This is a genomic window from Chryseobacterium sp. POL2 (genome assembly GCF_011058315.1).
GTDB lineage: Bacteria > Bacteroidota > Bacteroidia > Flavobacteriales > Weeksellaceae > Soonwooa.
The window spans coordinates 2,478,684-2,501,816 of record NZ_CP049298.1 but is presented as its reverse complement, the minus strand read 5'-3'; the positions used below and the strand labels follow the sequence as shown (position 1 = coordinate 2,501,816).

At 34.2% G+C, this 23,133-nt stretch carries 21 protein-coding genes and 3 tRNA genes; 11 read left to right on the top strand and 13 right to left on the bottom strand.

Annotation, left to right across the window (positions count from 1 at the left end):
- Window positions 1-192: 192 nt before the first annotated feature.
- Window positions 193-3,117, top strand: coding sequence for a sensor histidine kinase (locus G6R40_RS11600; RefSeq protein WP_165135628.1), 2,925 nt, complete (start codon window positions 193-195; stop codon window positions 3,115-3,117).
- Entirely contained in the window at window positions 3,095-3,709 is a 615-nt protein-coding gene (locus tag G6R40_RS11595; protein WP_165135625.1) for a response regulator transcription factor, read from the top strand. The genes G6R40_RS11600 and G6R40_RS11595 overlap by 23 nt, the downstream gene beginning before the upstream one ends.
- Window positions 3,710-3,916: 207 nt before the next feature.
- On the opposite strand, the gene G6R40_RS11590 is transcribed toward G6R40_RS11595, so the two are convergent.
- The 5 genes from G6R40_RS11590 to G6R40_RS11575 all read right to left on the bottom strand — a co-directional run bounded on the left by G6R40_RS11590 (window position 3,917) and on the right by G6R40_RS11575 (window position 5,243).
- Window positions 3,917-4,315, bottom strand: a complete 399-nt coding sequence (locus G6R40_RS11590; RefSeq protein ID WP_165135622.1) for a lipocalin family protein — start codon at window positions 4,313-4,315, stop codon at window positions 3,917-3,919.
- 102 nt (window positions 4,316-4,417) lie between these two features.
- Window positions 4,418-4,546, bottom strand: a complete 129-nt coding sequence (locus tag G6R40_RS15260) for a hypothetical protein (RefSeq protein WP_262887645.1) — start codon at window positions 4,544-4,546, stop codon at window positions 4,418-4,420.
- 445 nt (window positions 4,547-4,991) lie between these two features.
- Window positions 4,992-5,075, bottom strand: a tRNA-Leu gene (locus G6R40_RS11585).
- Window positions 5,076-5,081: 6 nt separating this feature from the next.
- Window positions 5,082-5,157, bottom strand: a tRNA-Gly gene (locus G6R40_RS11580).
- A gap of 4 nt (window positions 5,158-5,161) precedes the next feature.
- A tRNA-Leu gene (locus tag G6R40_RS11575) sits at window positions 5,162-5,243 on the bottom strand.
- A 177-nt stretch (window positions 5,244-5,420) separates the two neighbouring features.
- On the opposite strand from G6R40_RS11575, the gene G6R40_RS11570 reads away from it, so the two are divergent.
- Genes G6R40_RS11570 through G6R40_RS11560 form a run of 3 tightly spaced genes read left to right on the top strand, consistent with a single transcriptional unit; the run spans window position 5,421 to window position 7,381 of the window.
- Window positions 5,421-5,795, top strand: a complete 375-nt coding sequence (locus tag G6R40_RS11570; RefSeq protein ID WP_165135619.1) for a DUF3127 domain-containing protein — start codon at window positions 5,421-5,423, stop codon at window positions 5,793-5,795.
- A gap of 52 nt (window positions 5,796-5,847) precedes the next feature.
- Window positions 5,848-6,501: a leucyl/phenylalanyl-tRNA--protein transferase gene (gene aat, locus G6R40_RS11565; protein WP_165135616.1), complete on the top strand. Its 654-nt coding sequence runs from the start codon at window positions 5,848-5,850 to the stop codon at window positions 6,499-6,501.
- Window positions 6,491-7,381, top strand: a complete 891-nt coding sequence (locus G6R40_RS11560) for a DMT family transporter (RefSeq protein WP_165135613.1) — start codon at window positions 6,491-6,493, stop codon at window positions 7,379-7,381. Before aat ends, G6R40_RS11560 begins: the two co-directional genes overlap by 11 nt.
- 16 nt (window positions 7,382-7,397) lie before the next feature.
- Here the strand turns inward: G6R40_RS11560 and G6R40_RS11555 are convergent, their stop codons facing one another.
- The 8 genes from G6R40_RS11555 to G6R40_RS11520 form a co-directional block, all read right to left on the bottom strand.
- Window positions 7,398-8,768 (bottom strand): tetratricopeptide repeat protein, encoded by a 1,371-nt coding sequence (locus G6R40_RS11555; protein WP_165135610.1) that lies wholly within the window; start codon window positions 8,766-8,768, stop codon window positions 7,398-7,400.
- A gap of 97 nt (window positions 8,769-8,865) precedes the next feature.
- Window positions 8,866-10,248 (bottom strand): phosphoglucosamine mutase, encoded by a 1,383-nt coding sequence (glmM, locus tag G6R40_RS11550; protein ID WP_165135607.1) that lies wholly within the window; start codon window positions 10,246-10,248, stop codon window positions 8,866-8,868.
- A 133-nt stretch (window positions 10,249-10,381) separates the two neighbouring features.
- The gene (locus tag G6R40_RS11545) at window positions 10,382-12,088 is read right to left on the bottom strand and encodes a hypothetical protein (protein WP_165135604.1); all 1,707 of its coding nucleotides are present in this window, start codon (window positions 12,086-12,088) and stop codon (window positions 10,382-10,384) included.
- A 97-nt stretch (window positions 12,089-12,185) separates the two neighbouring features.
- Window positions 12,186-12,326 (bottom strand): FeoB-associated Cys-rich membrane protein, encoded by a 141-nt coding sequence (locus G6R40_RS11540; protein ID WP_165135601.1) that lies wholly within the window; start codon window positions 12,324-12,326, stop codon window positions 12,186-12,188.
- Between the two features lie 16 nt (window positions 12,327-12,342).
- Window positions 12,343-14,382, bottom strand: coding sequence for a ferrous iron transport protein B (feoB, locus tag G6R40_RS11535; protein ID WP_165135598.1), 2,040 nt, complete (start codon window positions 14,380-14,382; stop codon window positions 12,343-12,345).
- A gap of 2 nt (window positions 14,383-14,384) precedes the next feature.
- Window positions 14,385-14,609, bottom strand: coding sequence for a ferrous iron transport protein A (locus G6R40_RS11530; RefSeq protein WP_410497364.1), 225 nt, complete (start codon window positions 14,607-14,609; stop codon window positions 14,385-14,387).
- Window positions 14,610-14,749: 140 nt separating this feature from the next.
- A complete protein-coding gene (locus G6R40_RS11525; RefSeq protein ID WP_317164513.1) occupies window positions 14,750-15,646 on the bottom strand; it encodes a GLPGLI family protein in 897 nt (298 codons plus the stop codon).
- A 61-nt stretch (window positions 15,647-15,707) separates the two neighbouring features.
- Window positions 15,708-16,490 carry a Rossmann-like and DUF2520 domain-containing protein gene (locus tag G6R40_RS11520; RefSeq protein WP_228455853.1) on the bottom strand — a complete coding sequence of 261 codons (783 nt, stop codon included), beginning with the start codon at window positions 16,488-16,490 and terminating at the stop codon, window positions 15,708-15,710.
- 102 nt (window positions 16,491-16,592) lie between these two features.
- On the opposite strand from G6R40_RS11520, the gene G6R40_RS11515 reads away from it, so the two are divergent.
- From G6R40_RS11515 to G6R40_RS11490, 6 genes are all read left to right on the top strand, one after another.
- Entirely contained in the window at window positions 16,593-17,150 is a 558-nt protein-coding gene (locus tag G6R40_RS11515) for an RNA polymerase sigma factor (protein ID WP_165135595.1), read from the top strand.
- 13 nt (window positions 17,151-17,163) lie between these two features.
- A complete protein-coding gene (locus G6R40_RS11510; protein WP_165135592.1) occupies window positions 17,164-17,733 on the top strand; it encodes a hypothetical protein in 570 nt (189 codons plus the stop codon).
- Between the two features lie 20 nt (window positions 17,734-17,753).
- Window positions 17,754-18,395: a hypothetical protein gene (locus tag G6R40_RS11505; RefSeq protein ID WP_165135589.1), complete on the top strand. Its 642-nt coding sequence runs from the start codon at window positions 17,754-17,756 to the stop codon at window positions 18,393-18,395.
- 158 nt (window positions 18,396-18,553) lie between these two features.
- Entirely contained in the window at window positions 18,554-20,698 is a 2,145-nt protein-coding gene (locus G6R40_RS11500; RefSeq protein ID WP_165135586.1) for a SurA N-terminal domain-containing protein, read from the top strand.
- 126 nt (window positions 20,699-20,824) lie between these two features.
- Entirely contained in the window at window positions 20,825-21,766 is a 942-nt protein-coding gene (locus tag G6R40_RS11495) for an MlaD family protein (RefSeq protein WP_165135583.1), read from the top strand.
- 11 nt (window positions 21,767-21,777) lie between these two features.
- Complete coding sequence (locus G6R40_RS11490) at window positions 21,778-23,115, top strand: (Fe-S)-binding protein (protein ID WP_165135580.1); 1,338 nt, start codon at window positions 21,778-21,780, stop codon at window positions 23,113-23,115.
- The last annotated feature ends 18 nt before the right edge of the window (window positions 23,116-23,133 follow it).

The following is a 23,133-nucleotide window of genomic DNA, read 5'->3' as shown; positions in this document are numbered from 1 at the left end:
AGGAACAAAGAATGATAAGTCAATGAGAATAATTTCACCTGACTTTTTTTATTATTTTTTATTAGATTGTAAAAAGTAAAATTAGAAATAAGAATAAAATACTATTGTATGAATAATATACTGGCTTTGTAGAATTAGTACTACAAATTAGCTTGAATTATTATGTTAAATTTGTAGAAGTTATTTATTTCTATGAGATATATTTTTATCCTTTTATTATTTATCTTAACGCTTTCCTCCAATGCACAAAATTATACTACACTTCGGTATAATATGGAGAATGGACTTCCTCAGAATAGTGTAAAGGATATTGTAAAGGACAAGTATGGTTTTATCTGGATTACCACAGAGAATAATGTTTTAAGATATGATGGCTATAAACTTGAAAAGTACAAAAACTCTGGCTTATCCAATTCTCATTTGGGCGACTTCTACGGGAGCGTGGAAAAAGACAGCATTATCATATTTGGTGATTTGCACGGTAAAAAGCTCATTCTTAAAAATAGAGAATTACAAAAATTTGAAAATAGAAAAATCACCAGAAATAAATTAAATAGAAAGGGAAAAGGATTTTCAATATTTAACAAAACCTCTTCAGAGGGTCTATATTACAACAATAATACTGATTACTTTATCAGTTTTGAAAAGGAAAGATATTTCTTTACCGATGGAAATCGGATAGATTACGAAAGAGGCGATATACACAAAACTTTGAATATCCCTTATGTCAATCTAAGAAATGCTTTTGCATTTAATGACGTTTTATTGATACGAAATCAGGAACAGAAAAAGTTATTCGCAATAAAAAAAGGTGAACTTTTGGAAATTCCTTGTCCAGCAATTCTTCTCGATCCAGAATCAAAAATCCATTGGCAACAAACTACAGGACAGGTTTTTATTATCAATAACGACAAATTGTACATAGGAGATCTCAGAAATAATCATCTGAATTTCAAATTATTGATAACCCACAACGATATAAAAAACCCATACCATTGTATTTTTTACGATAAAGATTACAATAAGATTTATATTGGAAGTTTGACAAAAGGTCTAAACATCCTGTCTCCCTACAATTTTAAAAATATACCTGAGGATTATGTTGCATATTCTTCTTTGCCTTTCAGTAGCACTACTTTTATTACTCCAAATGGACAAGAACTTGATAAAAATGGTCTCAGAAAAGACTACCACTTTCCTAAAATAGAAGGCAATACATTTCTTATGATGTATGATGAAAATGAGAATATTCTACGCGAAAAAACCAACACTCTCGAACGATTACTGAAAAACAAGAATTATCAAAAATCTGAAGAAATAAATTTTGGTAAATGTGTAATAAAGATTTTAAGAAAAGTAGAACAATACTATGCTGTTGCTACAACAGACATGAGTAATAATAATTTTTTATGCTTGTATACCGACACTCAATTTCTAGAGCCCGCTTTTCAATTTCGTTTCACAAGGGAAGTTACAAGTGTTTGTTATATTGATAATGACCACCTTTTGGTCGGAACTACGGATGAACTATACAAAGTTTCTTTAAAAGCTAGAAAGATTACGAAAATCTATGACAGAATTACTGTTAAGCATATCATTAAAAATAAAGATGGAACATGTTGGATAACAACGAAGAACCAAGGATTTTTTCTTTTCAAATCTTCCAAATTAATCCAGATTACCCCTGATCGTGATAACGCACTTTTGACTGCTCACTATATTTTGGAGGATCCACAAGGTTTTTGGTGGATATCTTCAAATAACGGTCTTTTCAAAATATCAAAAAAGGAGATATCAAATTTCCTGAAAAACAAGAAGGAGAAACCTATCTATTATCGATACGACACAGGAAATGGTTTGCTCAATAATGAATTGAATGGAGGTTCGCTTCCCAATGCCTTTCAACTTGAAAATGGCGATTTTGTATTTCCATCTTTTAACGGTTTTTTGATATTCAATCCATTTGATATAAAATCATATTATCCAAAAAAAGGGGAATTGCTTGTAGAAAGGATAAGGATCAATAACGGGGAAATTGAGAGCTTTAATAAAAATATAAGCTTAAAAAGCGATTTTGAACACCTGGAAATCTTGCTCGACATCCCATATTACGGCAATCAAAAAAATCTACAGCTGAGTGTAAAACAGGATGACCAAGGAGAGTGGAAAGATTTGAAACAACAAAGAAAATTAGATGTCTTCAATTTGAAGCCCGGGAAATATAAATTTACCTTCAGAGTTTACACAGGATTCGGCTATGACTACAAAACTGTCGATCTGGAAGTGGTTCCTTTTTTCTACGAGACCAATTTGTTTCATTTCATCATTGCTATTGTGGCTTTCCTAATTATTTTATGGATTATCTATTTCAGGACGAAACGTTTGTCTGGCAAAAATCAAAAACTCAAAAAACAACTGGCAACAGAATCCGATTATCAGAAAAGATTGATGGAAACTATTTCACACGATATCACAACACCATTAAAGTTTATCTCAGATTTATCTCAAAAAATAATAGAATCGAATGATCCGGACATTCAAAGGCTGTATTTTGACAGCATACACAAGTCTTCTGAAGAGCTCTACAAATTCACTTCAGACATGAAAGATTATGCACAGTTGTTTAAAAATTCCGATTCATACGAGATTTGTAATATTTATGATATAGTGGAAGAAAAAAGATTATTGTTCTATGAAATAGCCAAACAGAAGAATATCGTAGTTTCAAATGATATAGCGCCATTGCTTTCCATCAAAACAAAAAAAAATATGCTTTCTGTTATAATTCACAATATTTTGGATAATGCTATCAAGAATTCTGAAAATAGTAAGATTGAAATTAAGCGGGGTCCCAACGAACTGGGACAAACCACACTTTTGATAAGCGATTGGGGAATTGGAATGAGGGACGATCAGATAAATCACTATAACGCCTTATCCAGTATAGATGTCGATGAAAGCTTAAATTTAAAGAATATAAGATTAGGTCTTAATTTGGTTATCCAATTGATAAAAAAGCTGGATGCTACTATTTTGTTTAAAAAAAACACCCCTAAAGGAACTGAAGTACAGATCACTTTCAAAAACTCTCCCAATGAAAAAAGTATTAATAATTGATGATCATTATGTAGTGAGGGCAGGAACCTCCTTAATTCTTCACAGCAATATCAAAAATTTGGAAATAAATCAAGTTTCATCATATCAGGAAGCACTTGCCAAAGTTAGAGCAAGTGAATATGACCTGATTCTTTTGGATATAGATCTTCCTGACACTACCAACAAAAAAATGATTTCGGAATTGAAAGGACTTGCAAATAATGTTAAGATTCTGATGTATACTTCTTACACAGACAATGACATTGCAATACAATACATCCGCGAAGGAGCCGATGGTTTTCTCAATAAAATGGCCAATGAAAAAGAGATTGTGAAAGCAGTAAATGAGATGCTGACTTTCGGTTACTATTTTCCACAGCAACTCGTGGGTATCATTGCACAGCAAATAAAAAAACGAAATCCTATCGAAAAGTTATCCGAGAGAGAACTACAAATATTTAATCTTCTCACAGAAGGAAATGGAAACCTCGAAATATCTAATATAATGGGAATAAAAGCAACAACTATAAGCACTTATAAAAAAAGAATTTTCGAAAAGCTAGATGTTGATAATCTCTTTGGGTTGATGCAATTCAAAAAGAAACTTCATTAATTTTCTTAAAATAAAAAACCACTTCTGCAAGTGATTTTTGTCATTCCTAATTTGATTTTCCTCAGAAATAAGCTGTCAGTTTTAATCCTAAGGAAATAAAATCTATTTTTTCTATCGCAGAAGTATCATTGGAATGGAATCTTGTGCCATTGTAATTTGAAAACAGATAGAAAGTGTAGAAGCAAAAAATATATTTCTCAACATAGATTATTTCTCTTTATGGTAGGTTTGCTCATCTCCTGCTGAACTACCTTTGTAAGAAATAACCAACTCAGAATCCGATATATTTTTAATCAAAAGCGTATCTGTAAAAGATGACTGTTCTGCAACGCCTTCTGTATGACCAGACAAAAAGAGCGTGTCTTTCGATAATTTCCATTTTTCATATTTGATCGTATTGGTATTAATAGATTCCGCAGAATTGCCTGTTTTTAATTCAAAACCTTGTAGTTGACTTTCTTGTCCTGGAATTGGTTGAACCCATTTACCAACTAATTCTTGGGAATTATTTTTATAAGGTATTTTTTCAGAAGCTTTTTTTATGGAAGATGAATCGCAAGAAACAATCACCAAAATTGTCATGGCGGAAGCTAATAAGGTTTTCATATTATAATTAGTTATTTTAATTTTTCAAAATAATTTAAAAGATTTTCGGAAAAAAGAGTGTATCACAATTTCTCCGTCAAAATAGATATATAAAATCGAATCTTAATAAAACCAATTTCCGTTGACATTATAAGTCCATAAATGAGAATCAAACAAATTAAGACCCTGTCCCATTTGTTCTATTACCTCTGGTTTGGTTCTTCCTCTCATGTAATAATAAGATTCTTTCATTTTACTGAAAATTCAAAAGATAGATTTAGAGTTACGAAGCTAGAAATATTTAAAATAAGAAAATGTACAAATTGTCTATAACTGTTGTAGAAATAATACTACAATTTTAGAATCCAATTTTCAAAGGATTTGTTATTTTAATTGATTAAAGGTTTATCAATTAAAATCTTTGAGAAAAAAAACTATAGCTAAATGTTGTAAACAAAATTCCGACTTGGTTGATTTAGAGGTTTTGTTTATTGGACAATGTATCTTAATAACTAATATTCAATATATTTTTTGTGATAATATTATATATATTTAATAATAAAAGTTTCTCGATATGAAAATTATGGAAAATATTTAAGAGGAAAAGCACATAAGGATTATAAACATTAATTCCCCCTTTTATTCCCCCACTAAAACAAAAAGCCTTGTTAATAAAATGATTAACAAGGCTTTTAAGTACCCCAGACGGGACTTGAACCCGTACGCCAAAAGAGGCACAGGATTTTAAGTCCTGCGTGTCTACCAGTTCCACCACCAGGGCATGGTGTGGAGCGAAAAACGGGATTCGAACCCGCGACCCCAACCTTGGCAAGGTTGTGCTCTACCAGCTGAGCTATTTTCGCATAGTGCGGATGAAGGGACTCGAACCCCCACGCCTCACGGCACCAGATCCTAAGTCTGGCGTGGCTACCAATTACACCACATCCGCTTTATTTAAAGAACTTCTTTCTTGTTGTTTTGTGGTTGCAAATATAGAGACTTTTTCTTTTATCCACCAAATTTTTTTGAAAACTTTTTTATATTTTTTTCCAAGTTATTTTTCGAACTAAAAAACTTTCAATGTATTTTCGTTTTTATTACCTTTACCCTCATAAATATTTTTAAAATGGAGTTACAAGGCACTATTAAAAAGCTTTCTGATTTACAGACTTTTGCAAGTGGATTTCAAAAAAAAGAAATGGTATTGCTAACGGAAGAACAATATCCACAACCAATCAACATCGAATTTCTTTCTGAAAAAGTTGATTTACTAAATGCTTACCAAGAAGGAGACAAAGTAAAAGTTTCTATTAACATAAGAGGTCGCGAATGGACATCGCCACAAGGTGAGGTAAGATATTTCAACTCAATCACTGGTTGGAGAATCGAAAAAGTTGATGCTGGAGGCTATAACGAACCTGTTGCAGCACAAGGTGCGCCTGCTAACACCAGCCAAGCGACGAATGTTTTCGAAGAAGAGGAAGACGATCTTCCTTTCTAAAATATAATCACAAGATTAAATCCTACCTTATCGTAGGATTTTTTTTAGCCTAATGATTAAACTAGACGCCGACGATATTTCGTTTCCTGATCCGATGTTGTATAATCCTGACCATGGCGTTATTGCTATTGGCGGAGATCTACGTCCAGAACGTTTGTATTTTGCCTATCAATTAGGGATTTTTCCTTGGTACAACGAAGATTCAGACATATTATGGTGGTGTCCTGATCCACGCTTTGTTTTGTTTCCAAAAGAGATTAAAGTTTCCAAATCGATGTCTAAAATTTTAAACAGAAACGAATTTAATTTTACACAAAATCACAATTTCGAACAGGTTATACGGGCTTGTCAAACGACTTATCGCCCAGACCAGGACGGAACGTGGCTAAATGAAAATCTTATTCAGTCCTTTATTAGCCTTCACAAAGCAGGTATTGCGCACAGCTATGAAGTTTGGCAAGGAGGGGAACTCGTTGGTGGATTTTACGGCATTAAAATAAATCGTGTGTTTTGTGGTGAAAGTATGTTTTCTAAAGTCAGTAATGCTTCCAAAGCGGGATTTATTAATTTTTGTAAAACCCATGAAGAGAAGTTTGACCTTATCGATTGTCAAGTTCATACGGAACATCTCGAAAGTCTTGGTGCCAAAATGATTTCTAAAAAGGAATATTTAACCTACTTATACCGATCGACACATGCCGAATGACAAATTAAAATGGATTCTTTTAATCGTACTTTCAATTATATGGGGTTCTTCATTTATTTTAATTAAAAAATCGCTTATCTACTTCACACCTTATCAAGTTGGTGGATTACGTGTTTTCATCTCTGCTTTGGTCTTGTTACCAATCGCGATAAAAGAAGTAAAGAAATTCCCAAAAGAACGGCTAAAATGGTTGATTATCGCAGCTTTGTGTGGTAACTTCATACCTATGTTTCTTTTTCCAATCGCGGAAACCGAAGTCAGCAGTAGCATTGCGGGAATCATCAACTCTATGATGCCGATTTTTGTAATTATTGTGGGAAGTCTGGCTTGGCATACGCCAACGAGTAAAACACAAATGTATGGCGTTGTTATTAGTTTTTTAGGCGCTTGTATTTTAGCATTCGGAAATTCTGGTTTGGGCGAATTAAAATTAATTCCGATTTTGTTATTGCTTCTCGCGACTTTACTTTACGCCATTAGCACTACAACTGTAAAAGCGAAACTTCATGACATTCCTGCGAAAATTTTATCATCTTTCGTTTTTGGATTTGTATTGTTGATTCCATCCTTATTAGCTTTGGTATTTTCTGGTTTCTTTTCTACTTTTTCCGTAGAAACTTTCAAATGGGAAGGTTTGGCTTATGTTGCGACTCTCTCAATATTCGGAACGGGATTAGCCATGATGTTAAACTACAAATTACTACACATTTCAACACCTTTATTTGCATCAACAGTTACTTTGGTTATGCCGATTGTTGCCGTTATCTGGGGATTTCTTGATGGCGAAATTTTGACGCCAATTCAGTATTTTGGAGGGATAATGATCTTGGCAGGATTAATATTTTTAAGAACCAAAACAACAAAAAAAATCACTTCGTAATGAAGTGATTTTAAATTTATTTCTTTCTCGTTTTTACTTTTTTAACGGCATCTTTTATAAACGGATATTTCTGTTGCATATCTTCAGATATTTCAGGATCCATTTCCAGAGCTAATTTGAGTGCTTCTGTGCCTTCATCATTTAAATTTAAATGAAAATAACAATTGCTTTTCTGATAATGCAATTCTGCACGGTTATGCAACTGAATCGCTTTTTCTAAAAGGGTTAACGCATCTTCGTACTCGCCAATTAACATCAAAACTTCCGAATAGGCATACCAATTATAAAACCTAGAAGGCTCAACTGCGATTAAAGTCTTAAAACAATCTAAGCTTTCTTCAAAATCGCCAGACTCAATATATAAAAAGGCTAAACGTTTTTGATAATCGATATTATTTTCGTTCAACAGCACACTTTCTTTAGCGAAATGAAGCGCTTCTTTAAGTTTTCCCATTTCCTCATAAATAAAAGACTGCTCCATCATCGAAAGATAAAATTGTGGATCTTCTATTAATGATTTTTGGAAAAATGTTAAAGCTTGTACGGGCATTTTGTTCTCCTTGTAGCAAAGTCCAATTTTATAGAAAGTAAAGGCTTTGGTATATTCTAACTCCAACATTTCTTCATAAACAGCAATTGCTTGCATCCAATCGCCCAAAGCCTCATAGCAAGCTGCTTTGTTGGCATACACGCCGACAGAGTTAGGGTTAATTGCCAAAAGATAATCAAAAGCTTTTATTGCCTCTTCAAAATTCTTCTTGTTAAACTGAAGTTGTCCGTACTCAAACCAAGCGATTTCCGAAAAAGGATAACGGTCGAGATATTGATTGATAAAGCCTAAAGCTTCTTGATAACGGTTCAGTTTGTTATAACAAGACATTGCGTTTTCCAGAGAATAATCATCTTGTGGATCAAAATGCAAGGCTTTTGAATAATGTTTCAAAGCATTGAAAGGATCATCAAGATTAACATATTCGTCCGCAATAAAATTGTGTAAGAAATTCTGCTCTTCTTCCAACTCAAGCGCTTTCTCACAATATTCTATTGAGCGTTTTGGATTTCCAAGATTAGAGTAATATTTTGCGCAACATACCAAAAAGTCCGTCATGTCCATGCATGATGGTTTTAGCTCATCGATAAGTTCTTTAGCTTTCGTATAACGTTCTAGCTCTAGGAAAACCTCGAGTTGTTTTGTTTTTAATTCGATTGAGCTTGGATGTAATTTCAGTGCATATTTTGTTGCCAACTCCGCATACGAAATATCGCCTAACTCCAAATAATAAATAATGATATCCTCGTATTCTTCGCTATCGAAATAGAGTTCTTCATTATTTTCAATCATGTCTTCGAACTTTTTTGCAAGTTCATTTTCAAAAAATTCTTCCAATATTTATGTCTCGGTGGTCCATCGAAAAGAGAAATTTCTTTGCAAACTTCGACAAACCTTTATTAATGATATTTAAATTTAGTCAAAATAATTGAAACTAAATCAAACTTTTTATTTTAGCAATGATATCATCGCCTAACTTGTCAGCTTCTTCCTGAGATTTTGCTTCTGTATAAATCCTGATAATCGGCTCTGTATTTGATTTTCTTAAGTGAACCCAATTTTCAGCAAAATCTATTTTTACGCCATCTACGGTAGAAACCTCTTCATTTTGATACTCTTTTTCCATTTTAGTTAAAAGTGCATCAACATTAATTTCTGGCGTTAGCTCAATTTTCTTTTTTCCCATAAAATAAGCGGGATAAGTTGCTCTAAGCTCAGAAACAGTTTTATTTTCTTTAGCCAAATGTGTTAAAAATAAGGCTACGCCAACTAAAGAATCTCTTCCGTAGTGTAAATCTGGATAAATAATTCCGCCATTGCCTTCACCACCAATTACAGCGTCTTTTTCTTTCATCAAGGTCACAACATTTACCTCTCCTACTGCACTTGCAAAATATTCAGAATTATGATTTTTAGCAACATCGCGAAGCGCTCTACTCGAAGAAAGATTAGAAATTGCGCTTCCTTTTTTGTGTTTTAAAAGGTAATCTGCAACAGCTACTAACGTATATTCTTCGCCAAACATTTCGCCTTTTTCGTCAATCAAAGCCAATCTGTCAACATCCGGATCCACGACAACGCCAAGATCAGCATTTTCTTTTTTCACCAAGTCGCAAATGTCACTAAGATGCTCTTTCAAAGGTTCTGGATTGTGTGGAAAATGACCATTCGGTTCGCAATAAAGTTTTACAACATCGCAACCTAATTTCTCCAACAACATCGGAATTGCAAGACCTCCCGTAGAATTAACAGCGTCTAAAACGATTTTAAACTTCTTTGCTTTTATGGCGTCAACATCGACCATTGGCAAATCCAAAATCTTTTGAATATGAATGTCAAAAGCATCTGTATTCTCTTCATAACTTCCCAAGTCATCAACTTCAGCATAATTAAAATCTTCGTTTTCTGCTAATGCCAAAACTTTTGCACCTTCTTCAGCATTGATAAATTCGCCTTTGTTATTAAGAAGTTTCAATGCATTCCATTGTTTTGGATTATGAGAAGCCGTAAGAATGATTCCACCATCCGCATTAAGTTCTGGCACCATTACCTCAACTGTTGGCGTTGTTGACAAACCAAGGTCCACGACATTAATTCCCAAACCTTGCAAAGTAGCAGTTACCAAAGATGACAACATTTGCCCAGAAATACGAGCATCGCGACCTATAACGAGTTTTAAATCTTTTTTATTTTGAGTATTTTGAAGCCAAGTTCCGAAAGCGGAAGCGAATTTTACAATATCTAATGGTGTTAAATTATCATTGACAGCTCCACCGATTGTTCCGCGGATACCTGAAATACTTTTTATTAATGACATACTTTATTTAAGTTTAAAAATATTTTGCAAAATTACGCAATTTAGATTTGGTAAACTAAAGCCTCAAAAACAATTTAATTTCAATTTTTATTAAACAAAAACTCTCTACAAAAAATTGCAGAGAGTTTTTTTATTATTGTCGTGCGAACACGTACATCATCTCAACTAACTCATACCCATCATGATATGAATAAGTTAATGATATTTTGTTCGGATCGAGAATTTTAACAATACCATTATTGAAATTCCAATTATAGCCATCATTATTATTCCCTTTTCCATCGGTTAGTTTCAAATTATTAGATTCAATAATATTGTTATGATTAGCTGTAATCACTTGCCAACCTGTGGGTTCTTTATATTCTACCACATTACATTGCGCATCATATCTATAGTATCTATACTTTTCGGAAATATTAAATTTCATTGTAGTATCCGTAAATACTGCTACTCCACTGTAGAAATAATCTTCTCTTTGCCCTGGACATCCTGTAGGCTCATCCACTTCCCACTCATCCGCAGGAACATCTTCGTCTACAATTTGTAAAAGTTTCCAATTGCCTGTAATAAAACTTTTAGGTAAAACTTTAATATTAAAACTTTTCGACTTTTCATTATAATCATCCTTATAATTTGCAGTCAAAGTTGTTACGACTGGTTGTGTTGCTGTTTGGTTTTTAAGTTTTAACTGAACATTAATTTTTCCATTGCTATTAAAGTTTACTTTTTCGATCTCTACTTCATTATTAGAAACGCTAAATTTTGCTCTTGCAAAAGTTGTATCATTTACCAATACATTGCTAGAATTAACCTGCTGTGGTATCAAAACATTTGTAACCATGGAAAAATTACAAAAAGGTATCTTTTGGTTAAGCCAAGTGGCAACTGAATTAATTTTTTCGAAATAACCTTCAAACTCTGCAAATTTTAAAAAGAAATCTGAGAAATTTCCAAAAGCATTGCCTTTATCACCGTTGATAACACTTCTTCTTTCGAAGCTATAATTCAATACTTTGGTGTCGCCTGTGATGAAATCTATAGTTGATTTATCCTGTATAGAGGAGTCTAAGATCAGCATTCGCGTATCTATGAATGCGCCTCCATATTTTTTTGCATTTTTAAAATTAATATAAATACCTACAAGCGCTGCACTTACTATAAAAGGATCCTTTGCCACCCACAGTACAACGCCACAAGTAGCAAGATAATACATAGAGGTCTTGAACATCAGGAAATTCTCATTAGCAATTAAGTTATCATCTTGACCTAGCATCATGCTTTTTTGCGGCGAGTTTTTTAGAATCTCATCGTACAAGTCCTTGTTTGCTGAGAAAAAGGTTGCCATCGTTTTTTTCTCTTCTGCTGTTGCTTTTTCGAATACATTTTTCACATTATTAAGATTGTCTTTTAGTAGACTTGTCTCATCGCTATTATCCAAAGTAGATGTATAATTATCCACTGAAGTCCAAAAGGTTTTTACAACATTTTCTGGAGTATCATTAAGCAAAACGTCTTTAATATTAAGGTTAATTTTTTTATTTAGCTCCGCTACCTCCAAAGAACTATTGCCCAATACAGCATCTGATGGAATTACAAAAGCAATCTTGTTATCCTCAAATGACCTACACTCTAATGTTTCCCCTTGAAAGTTTGCAATATATGTTTGTCCATTTTTTGCACCATTCATTTCCTTAGCTACAATTTGCGTTTTGAATACCTCAAAAACAGTATCATCAATTGCAACTTCTTCATTATTATTTACTTCAGTTTGACAACTAATAACCGAGACAATCATCATTATGAAAATGAAGATAACACTGTTTAATTTACTCTTTTTCATGTCTTATAATTTTTATTAAAAACAAAAATATTTTAATAAATACAAAAAAAAATACCTAGTCCTAGGTATTTTTTGATAATTAAAAAGCATATATACATCAAGAGCATCCACAGTTGGTATCGCAACCGCCACCTTTTTTTGACCTACGAAAAGCATTTCTTAAGTTTCTGAAAAGTGCATAACCTATCGCAAACAACAAAACCCCAATCAATACATATTGAAACACAATAGAATCCATAAAATTAGTTTTAGAATTATTTTAAAATCTGATACGTTATTAGTGACACAAAGTATGCCAACACACACATAACAGTCGCTTGTGTTGCCGTTAACTTCCAACTCCCTGTTTCGCGATATACCACAGCGATTGTCGTGAAACATTGCATGGCAAGTGCATAAAACATCAACAACGAAATCCCTGTTGCTAAAGTGAACACCTTGTCACCATTCGGGTATGTGTCTTGATGCATTTTGTCTAAAAGTTTACCTTCTGGCGCTTCTTCATCAAGGCTATATAAGGTTGACATTGTCCCAACAAAAACCTCGCGCGCAGCAAAACTTGACAACAAACCGATTCCCATTTTCCAATCGTAACCTAAAGGGCGAATTGCGGGTTCTATAAAATGCCCTAGTTTTCCAAGATAAGAATCCTGCAAACTAACTTCCGTCGCTACAAATTGATCGGGTTCTTGTTTTGGACCAAAATAACTTAATACCCAAAGAACTACGCTTACTGCAAAAATCACTTTACCAGCCCCTGTAATAAAACCCCAAACTTTTTCTAGCATCAATTTGACATTGTAACCCCAAAGTGGCATTTTGTAAGTTGGCAAATCCATCACCAAGAAACTTTTGGTTTTAGATTTAATAAAATATTTTGAAACCAAAGCTGCCAAAAGCGCGAAAACAAATCCCAAAACATACATTCCCATAAGTGCCAAGGCTTGATATTTAACACCAAACAAAGTTTTGTCAGGAATTACCAATGTAATCAAAATACTATATACTGGAATTCTCGCCGCACATGTCATAAAAGGCGTTGCAAGAATTGTTATTAATCTTTCTTTGGTATTTTCGATGTTTCGCGTTGACATAATTGCAGGAATCGCACAAGCAACACCAGAAACTAGCGGTACAATACTTTTTCCATTGAGTCCGAAAGGTCTTAAAAACTTATCCATCAAAAAAACCACACGTGCCATATAACCAGAGTCTTCCAATAGATACAGGAAATACAACATAATCCCAATTTGTGGTGCAAAAACCAATATCCCTCCAATCCCAGGAATAATTCCTGTTGTAATTAAGCTATTAATTGGCCCTGGCGGAATCGTCTCCCCCACCGAAGTTTGTAGCCATGCAAAAGCATCTTCAATCCAAGACATTGGATATTCGGCAAGGAAAAATACACACTGGAAAACCAACAACAGAATAAAGAAGAAGAAAATATATCCCCAAAATTTATGCACCAAAACTTTGTCTAGTTTTTCGGTTAACATTTCTTTGAAAGCTGGCTTCTCGATAATCGTTTTCGATAAAACGTTGTCAATATTTTGATACCGTCGAATGGTTTCTTGCACCTGCAAACGTTTTGGCACATGACAATTAACGTCTTCTTGTTTTAAAATTTCGTTGATATTATTCAGCTTACCCAAATAATTATTGGCAGCCAAAAGTGTCCAAACGCTGTATTGGTTGGGTTCTTGCGTTTGTTCTGCAATTCGGTTAACTATTTCTTTTTGCTCCAGTGGAACTTCAAAACTTATTTCTTCGGTCGATTTGAACTCAGCATTTTTAACGGCTTTTTTAATACCATCAAGACCAATATTTTTTTTTGCATTGGTCGCAAAGACTTTCACTTTTAAAATCTCAGCCAAATGATCCACATTGATTTTGATATCGCGTTTTTCAGCTTCATCAATTTGGTTAATCACCATAATTGCAGGAATCCCAAAATCTCGAATTTGCTGAAATAATAGTAAGCTTCGTCTCAAGTTAAGCGCATCTGCGACATAGATTACACCTTCATACTTCGCGCGTTCTTCAACTAAATATTTGCTAAAAATAGCTTCATCTTCGGAACTTGGATAAATACTGTAAGATCCTGGAAGGTCAATAACTTCAACCGTTTCGCCACCGTACTCATATTGACCAGAATGACTTGCAACTGTTACACCTGCGTAGTTTCCGGTTTTTTGTTTTTTATTGCAAAGCCAATTAAAAATGGTCGATTTTCCAACATTAGGATTCCCGACCAACAAGACTTTTTTCTTTAGATTTTCATTATTATCCATAACTAAACTGCGTCTACATCAATAAATCTTGCCTCCTCGATACGCAAAGCCAAACGCGAATGCTCTTCACCATATTCTATATACAAAGGCCCATTGAAAGGGGCTTGGTACAAAATCTTAAACACTGTTTGCGGGAGCAATCCCATTTCTAAAATTTTGGTTGGCATTTTTAATTCATCATTAAAACCTCGAATTTTCCCTAGTTTATTTTTAGGAAAGCAACACAATGTTTCAGATATTTTTTTAGTCAAAACTTTAAAATTTAGAACTGCAAATATAGCTTATTTTAATTAAATCTAAATAACAAATCAAAGAAGAAAAGCCGAGCTTTCACCCGACTTTTGTCATATTATCAATATTTTAGAAATTATTTTTTCTTTTTAACTGATGTAGCTTCTGTCTTTTCGATAGGATTGTCATTGGCATTAAAGAAATCGTTAATCATCTTTTCTTGATTTTTCAACATTTCACCAACGGTCAAATCGCTTCCTGGCATTTTCATTCCCATCATATTTTGTGGAATATTTGCGCGAGCTTCAGCCATTGGATCTTGTTTGAAGGCGGCATAAGCTTTTTGGAATTTTTCTTTGGTTGTAAGCTTCAACTCATTATTCATCCCATATTTAGCATTTGCTTCTTCAGCATAACTGAATTCTTTCCAATCCTTAACCGTCTTGTTACCCTTCAGTTCCCAAGAATAATTTTTATCAGCATCTTCTATTTTCACAATAAGACCTGGCAATCCATAAAATTTGTAAGGTCCATCAGAAAACGGCAAATCTGGACTGAACCAAGCGGTCCATATTCTTCCACCATATTCTACAGTAGCGTTTTGCGTGTTATAAGCTCCGACTTTTTTCTTTTCGTTGCCCATTTTCCAATTAAATTTAATGTCATCTTCATAACCGAAAAGCGTCATGCTAATTCTATCATGATAGGTCTCTTTCATCGACGGATAAGACTTATAGATTTTATACGAAAACTTCGGCATTTTAATAGACTTACTCAAGTCTTTAAAAGTTTTGGTCTTCTCCATTTCTTCCACTGCAACTTTTATGATAGAATCTTGTGCGGGGAGTGTAAAATCCTGATAAATAGATTTGTCTTTTGTAATATCCAAGATGGTCATAACCTTATCTATTTTTGCAGAATCTTTTTTAGGCTTAAAACTTAATTCATAGAAAAACCGATTGGCGGATTCTTGTGCGGAAAGCAATCCAACCAATAAAAGAAAACTTAAACTAACTAATTTTTTAATATTCATTTTGATGTTATTTTAAAAGTATAATCAATTAGTATCAGCAATTAATTTTTGTTACAAAAAATTAATCCAGCTTGTACATTTTTTTGATTGAAGCATTCATACAGTTATAAATAGCGAGTTGCTCTGGATTTGTAATCAATGATTGATGCGCTTCGAGAATCCGTTTATCATTACGAACCGCAGGTCCAGTCTGTGCTGCTTTGGGCTCCACGGATTTTATTTTATCAAAGGTTTCTTCTATCAAAGGCATAAAATAATCAAACGAAATATTCTGTGAATCCGAAATCTCTTTTGCTCTTGCAAAAAGATGATTAACAAAATTGCATGCGAAAACAGCAGTTAGATGAATGTATTTTCGCTTTTCAAAATCGGCAACTTCGACATATTTTGAAATTTTTTCGGCTATATTTTTTAATTTTTCAACCACATCTTCCGTTTCTGCTTCAATAAAAAACGGAATTTCAGAATAATCTAAATCTTTAATTTTCGAAAAAGTTTGCAAAGGATAAAAACTCGCTTTTTGATAATTACCTTGCAAAATTTCTTTCGGCAAAGAACCGGAAGTGTGAGCAACAATGGCGTTCTTTTTAAAAACCTGCTGGGAAACCGCTTCTACCGCAGAATCGCTAACCGAAATAATATACAAGTCTGCATCCGCCAAATTTTTTGTAGAAAACGGAATATTAAGTTCTTCTGAGATATTTTTTAGAACTTTCTGATTTCTTCCGAAAATTTGGACTAAATTTTGTTCGGTTGTTATTAGTGCTTTTGCGAGATGATATGCGACATTTCCAGAGCCAATGATAACGATTTTCACTTTTTGGTATTTTAATATTTCTTGCAATTTAGCAGATTTCAGGAACAAACTATCCTTAGAAAATCAAAAAATTAAAAAACAATTTTAACTTTGGATTAAAATAATTATCCAATAAATGAAACATCCCACATGAAGCTTACAGACGATGACATTATCAAGCTGATGACACAGCCAAAAACTGTGGAAAAAGGGCTTCGTGCGATGATGGATATACACCAAAGCAGATTGTATTGGCATATTCGTCGATTGATTGTTGACCACGATCTCGCACAGGATGTATTGCAGGAAACGTTTATCAAAGCCTATCAGAATTTTCATCAATTCAAACAAGATAGCAAGTTGTACACTTGGCTTTATCGGATTGCTACCAACGAAGCTTTGCAACAACTTAACAAAATGAAAAAGATGAAAAAGGCCGATGAAGACCCAGATTACTATATGCAGAATCTGGTGGCTGATAACGCGGAAAAAGATGCAGAAGAAATACAAGTTATGTTACAAAAGGCAATACAAAGCCTTCCAGAAAAACAAAAATTGGTATTTACAATGCGTTACTATGACGATTTGCCTTACGAAGAGATTTCCAAAATTGTGGACATGTCTGTCGGGACATTAAAAACTAACTATCATTACGCTAAAGAAAAAATTGAAAATTTTATAAAAGACAATTATTCTGGCGAGCTATAGTAAAATAAAAGCGATGAAAAATTTTGACTTAGAAAATCTAGAACGTAAAAATACTTTCACAACACCGACCGATTTTTTTGCGTCAATGCAAGATAAGGTTATTGAAAAGACCAAGCTTCAAAAGAAAGAAGGAAGAATTATCTCATTTAATTTCAAATGGGCCGCTGCTGCAGCTATCGCAGTTATCGGAGGGCTTAGCTTTTGGTCTCTTAACAACCAAAACATTGAAAAACAACAATCTATTACCCAACAAAAAATTATTATTGACAGCAGTTATTCTTCAATACAAAATCAGGACTTAGCAATAAACAACCCTGAACCGACAGTCGAAACAAAGCAAAATATTATTAAATCAGAAAAGCGTATTGCTGAACAACACACAACATCTGGATCGCCAAAGAAAACTAAAGAATTATTAGCAGCAGCAAAAACAAAGAAAAAAACACCAACAACATCTTTTGCTAACGCCAACAATTCATCAGAAAACAAAATGAATCAAATATTAGCAGTTTTCACACCAGCCCAGATTTCGGAAGTCGAACGAGGTGTCGATCAAGATGTATATTTAGATTTATATAATTAAACGACACAAAAATGAAAGTTATGAAAAAAACATTGTTTAGTTTAATATTAATGGCGTTCAGTCTACATATTGATGCACAAACCGAACGGCGTGGAAATGCCACAGAGCGCAGCCAACAAAGAACGAATAACCAAACCACAACCTCGCAATTAAGAAGCAGTGGGCTTGGCAACAATTTCAGTCCTAGTCAAAATGATTTTAACAGGACAAGAACAACTTCGCAAATGCAACAAAATTCTATAAACAACTGGAATCAGCTGGATAAAGAAGAACGTCATCAAATGATAAAAAACATGAATCCTAGAGAGCGTTCCCAATTTATGCAGACTGTAAAAGAAGATATTATACTCGACGAATTAAACATTCCGAAAGAGTCGCAGGAAGAGTTCAAAGAAATATTTAAACAATATACCTTGAGCCAGAAACAAATTAAAGACAAATTCAAAGGTACTATTGACATTGAAAAATTGAGCAACGATGAAGCCAAACAAAAACTTGACGAAAGTTTTGAAGTTGGAAAACAGCTTTTAAACAATAGACAATTATACGCGGACAAATTTTTAAAAATATTAACACCTCAACAAGTTTTAAAATTTTTCCAAACCGAAGGTAAAGTCCGGGACAAAATTATAGATAAAAAGTATGGTGGAAAGGAAAAATAGCTATCACCAAAGCTCTTCCAAATAAGGCCATCGAAAAAGATTTTTTCGGTGGTTTTTTCTTAATATAGCATTCAGATTGATAAAAGTTTAAAACAAATTTTTCATTTTCCTTTAAAAATATGTATTTTCGCGAATTGATTATAAACACATAACAAAAAATGGCAGTTTTAGGAGAGATTAGAAAACGACCTTGGTTATTGATGGGTGTTATTGCCTTAGCATTAGTAGCATTCTTAATAAATCCAGATACTATTGATCAGGTTTTTGGAAAAAACCCTAGTATTTTAGGAAAAGTTAATGGCGAAGATATTAGCCGTGACGAGTTCAATGACCAATTATTTGTACTTCAACAACAGGCTCAACAACAAGGACAACCACAAAACGGACTTGAAGAACAAGCTTGGCAAGTATTGGTACAATCCAAACTAATCAAACAAGAGTTTGAAAAATTAGGACTTGAATTAACAGACGATGTGTTCTGGAGCCAACTTCAGTACGATCCAATGTTTGCACAAAATCCTTCAAATTTTGACGAAAAAGGAAACTTCAAACTGCAAGACATAAAAAAACAAATCGAAAGCCTGCAAAATTCTGGGGAGGCAGAAATGTATAACAGTTGGTTAAGAAACAAAAAATCAATTGAATACAGAATGATGGCAAGAATTCTTTTCGGTAACTTAGGAAACGGCATTACCGCCAGCAAAAAAGAAGCAGATCTTATCGTGAAACAACGTGATGAGATAGCAAACATCGATTATGTAAAAGTTGATTATACAAGTTTTGAGAAAATAAATCCTGTAAAAGTTACAACACAAGATTTATTGGACTATATCAAACTTCACCCAACAAGATTCAAAGTTGATGCTAACCGTAACTTAGGATACGTTTATTTCCCTGCAACGCCAAGTGCGCAAGACGACGCGGCTTCGCTTAATGAATTAAACAAATTATTCCTAAAAGGATCTGACGCTTTTAACGGAACTGAGAACTTCCAAAACACAACAAATGACTCTATGTTTGTTGAGCTTAACTCAGATGTTCCATACATCCCGCAGTACCTGAAGCCAGAACAACTACCAAGCACTTTAAAAGACAAAATCGCCTCTGCTGCAATAGGACAAACATTTGGACCATATAAAGAGCAAAATTATTATATCGTATCAAAATTGCTAGATAAGAAACCTTCTGACTCTACATTGTCAAGCCACATTCTTATCGCTTACAAAGGCGCGGAAAGATCGACAGCGACAAGAACGAAAGAAGCAGCAAAAAAACTAGCTGACAGCATCCTTGCAGACACAAAATCAAACGCTGCTAATTTTGATAAAGATTTAAAATTCTCTGATGAACCGAACGCTGTTGAAAGAAAAGGTAGCGTGGGATGGACAACACCAGAATCTCAATTTGCGCCAGGATATTTGCAATTCTTAGCAACAAACAGCAAAGGAACAATCGGATTAGCAGAAACGCAGTTCGGTTACCACATCATCAAAATCGATGATAAAAAAGCGGGTAGCATGGCTTACAAAGTAGCTCATTTAGCAAAAAGCATCAAAGCTTCCGACAAAACGGAAAGCGATGTTCACAATAAAGCAACACGATTTATCCAACAAATCCAAGGTAAGAGCTTTAACGAATTCTCTAACATTGCTAAAAAGGGTGGCTTTACTATGCAAAATCCAAAATCTGTTACACGATTCCAAGGTCAATTGCCTGGTTTAGGAACGGATAAAGATTCAGAAATATTAATGTGGGCATTTGACAAGAAAAGAGAAATTGGAGATACGGATATCTTCACTGTTGACGGGACAGGAGATCGCATTGTTGTTTACGTTGCTGGCAAACAAGATGCAGGTCTGGCAAATCCAGAAAGCGTCAGAGAACAGATTGAACCTATTGTGAAAAACAAGTTGCTTGCGAAGAAAATCATAGAAAAAATCAATTCTGCAAAAGCGGGAAGTCTAGATCAAATTGCGAAAATGTTCAACACACAAAAAGCAAACTCTGACATCAACTTCTTCAACGCATTCTTAGCAAACTCTATGGAGCCAAAAGTTGCTGGTGCGGCTTTCGGTGTTGCAAACAACAAGCTTTCTTCTCCTATCGAAGGGATGAGTGGCGTATATGTTGTACAACGCAAATCGCTTAAGAGTAACAAAATGCCTGGTGATGCTAAACAAGTCGTTGAGTCTATCCAACAACAAAATAGTTCTATGTTCGGACAAGGTTATCTTAAATCTCTTCAGGATAACGCGGATATCGAAGATTTCAGAATTGAAGTTTGGGATAAAAACCACCAATAAGAATAAAATTATTTAAAAACATAAAGAAAAGCGGTTTGTATTTTTGCAAATCGCTTTTCTTATTTTATTTAGAAAGAATATTAATCTCAATATTCTTATATTTGTAACCTAAAAAATAATATTTACGTGAAGTTTAGTAAAGAATTAAAGGCGGGTCTTATCGCAATATTTGCGGTTATTTCCTTTGTCATATTGTATCAATTTATGAAAGGGAAAAACATCTTCTCTACCGATAATCAATATTACATTAAATACGATAACGTTGAAGGTTTAGCAAAATCAAATCCAGTTTCCATCAATGGATTACGTGTAGGTCAGGTTTCTGACATCAAACCTATCCCGACGACTTCTGGCGACATCCACTTTGTCGTTGAAATTACTGTGAACGACAGATTCGAATTTTCTAAACAGTCTAAAGTAGAAATCTTTGAGCCAGGCTTAATGTCTGGCAAAGAGCTTAGGATTAATTTAGCCAAAGGAAATATCCTTGCTAAAGACGGTGACACTTTGATGGGGAATTTCCAACTATCAATGTTAAACTCTTTAGCCTCACAAGTCGGACCTGTAAAAGACCAAGTTGCTAGCGTTCTTACAAAACTAGACTCAACTATGGTAAGTGCAAACAAATTGGTAGATGAACAAAATCGCCAACAGATAAAACTACTTTTAGCCAACCTAAACCAAACGGTTGCAGCTTTCAAAACAACAGCTGACCAAACTAACAGACTTTTAGCGAATAACGAAGCTGGCATCCATTCGGTACTTGATAATACCAACAAAACTCTACAGTCTACAAAAACAACAGTAGAAAAATTCGGGACAGTTGCCGACAATGTTGATGTTAAAAAACTGAACTCTGCCATTGACAATCTTAGCACAACAGCAGACAAACTGAATTCTGTTATTTCTGGCATACAAAATGGAGAAGGTTCTCTTGGAAAGCTTACCAAAGATGAAGAACTTTACAACAATCTGAACAAAACATCTAACAGTCTTAACGCTTTAATAGAAGATCTTAAAGCTAACCCTAAACGTTACATTAACATTTCTGTATTTGGAAAAAAATAACTTCGATTGATATGCAGTATATTGACAACATCATTTTTGTAATTCTTTTGATTCTTGGTTTTGGCATGTTTGCGAAAAGCTTACAAAAGATTTATAGAAATATCAACCTTGGTAAAGACATTAACAGATCCGACAGAAAGTCCGAACGTTGGGCAACCATGACACGTGTAGCTTTAGGACAAAGCAAAATGGGAAAACGCCCTATTGCAGCCATTTTACACGTATTTGTCTATGTTGGATTCGTAATTATTAACATCGAATTGTTAGAAATAATTGTCGATGGAATTTTCGGGACACATCGCTTTTTACATTCTATTTTAGGAGATACATTTTATAACGTCTTTACAGCAACTTTAGAAGTATTGGCTATTTTAGTAATCTTTGCAGTTGTTGTATTCTTTATCAGAAGAAACATTGTTGGCGTAAAACGTTTAACAATGAAAGAACTTGTCGGCTGGCCAAAAGATGATGCCAACATCATTTTGATTATCGAGTTTGCTTTGATGATGGCATTCTTCAAACTAAATGCTTCAGAATCTATTCTTCAGGCAAGAGGCTTTTATGAAGCCGCAGGTTATTTTCCAATAAGCGACATGCTGTTCGTTCCTATTTTGGAATGGTTCAACTTTGACAACGGCTTCTTAGTTCTTGTAGAAAAAGCAGCATGGTGGTTCCATTTTGTAGGGATTTTAATCTTCATGAATTACCTTTATTATTCTAAACATTTACATATCATCTTGGCATTTCCAAGTACTTGGTATGCGAATCTTGATCCAAAAGGCGAATTCAACAATTTGGAATCTGTAACCAAAGAAATCAAATTAATGATGGATCCCAACGCTGATCCATACGCGGCGCCAGCTGAAGACCAAGCAGAAGTGCCATCAAAGTTCGGAGCCGAAGATGTTTTTGATCTTAATAAAGTTCAGCTTCTTAACGCTTATTCGTGTACAGAATGTGGTCGTTGTACCGCTAACTGTCCTGCCAATATTACTGGGAAAGAATTATCACCGCGTTTGATAATGATGAAGACACGTGACCGCCTAGAAGAAGTCGGCAAGAATATGGACGCCAACGGCGGCAAATTTGTGGACGATGGTAAAAAATTATTAAACGATTACATTACCAAAGAAGAACTTTGGGCCTGTACAACTTGTAATGCTTGTACCGAAGCTTGTCCTATCCTACTCGATCCTTTATCCATTATTTTTGAAATGAGACGATTCTTGGTTATGGAACAATCCGCAGCGCCACAAGAACTGAATATGATGATGACCAATGTTGAGAACAATGCTGCACCTTGGCAATACAACCAAGCGGACAGACTCAACTGGGCAAACGAAAACTAATACAAATATAAAAATCTA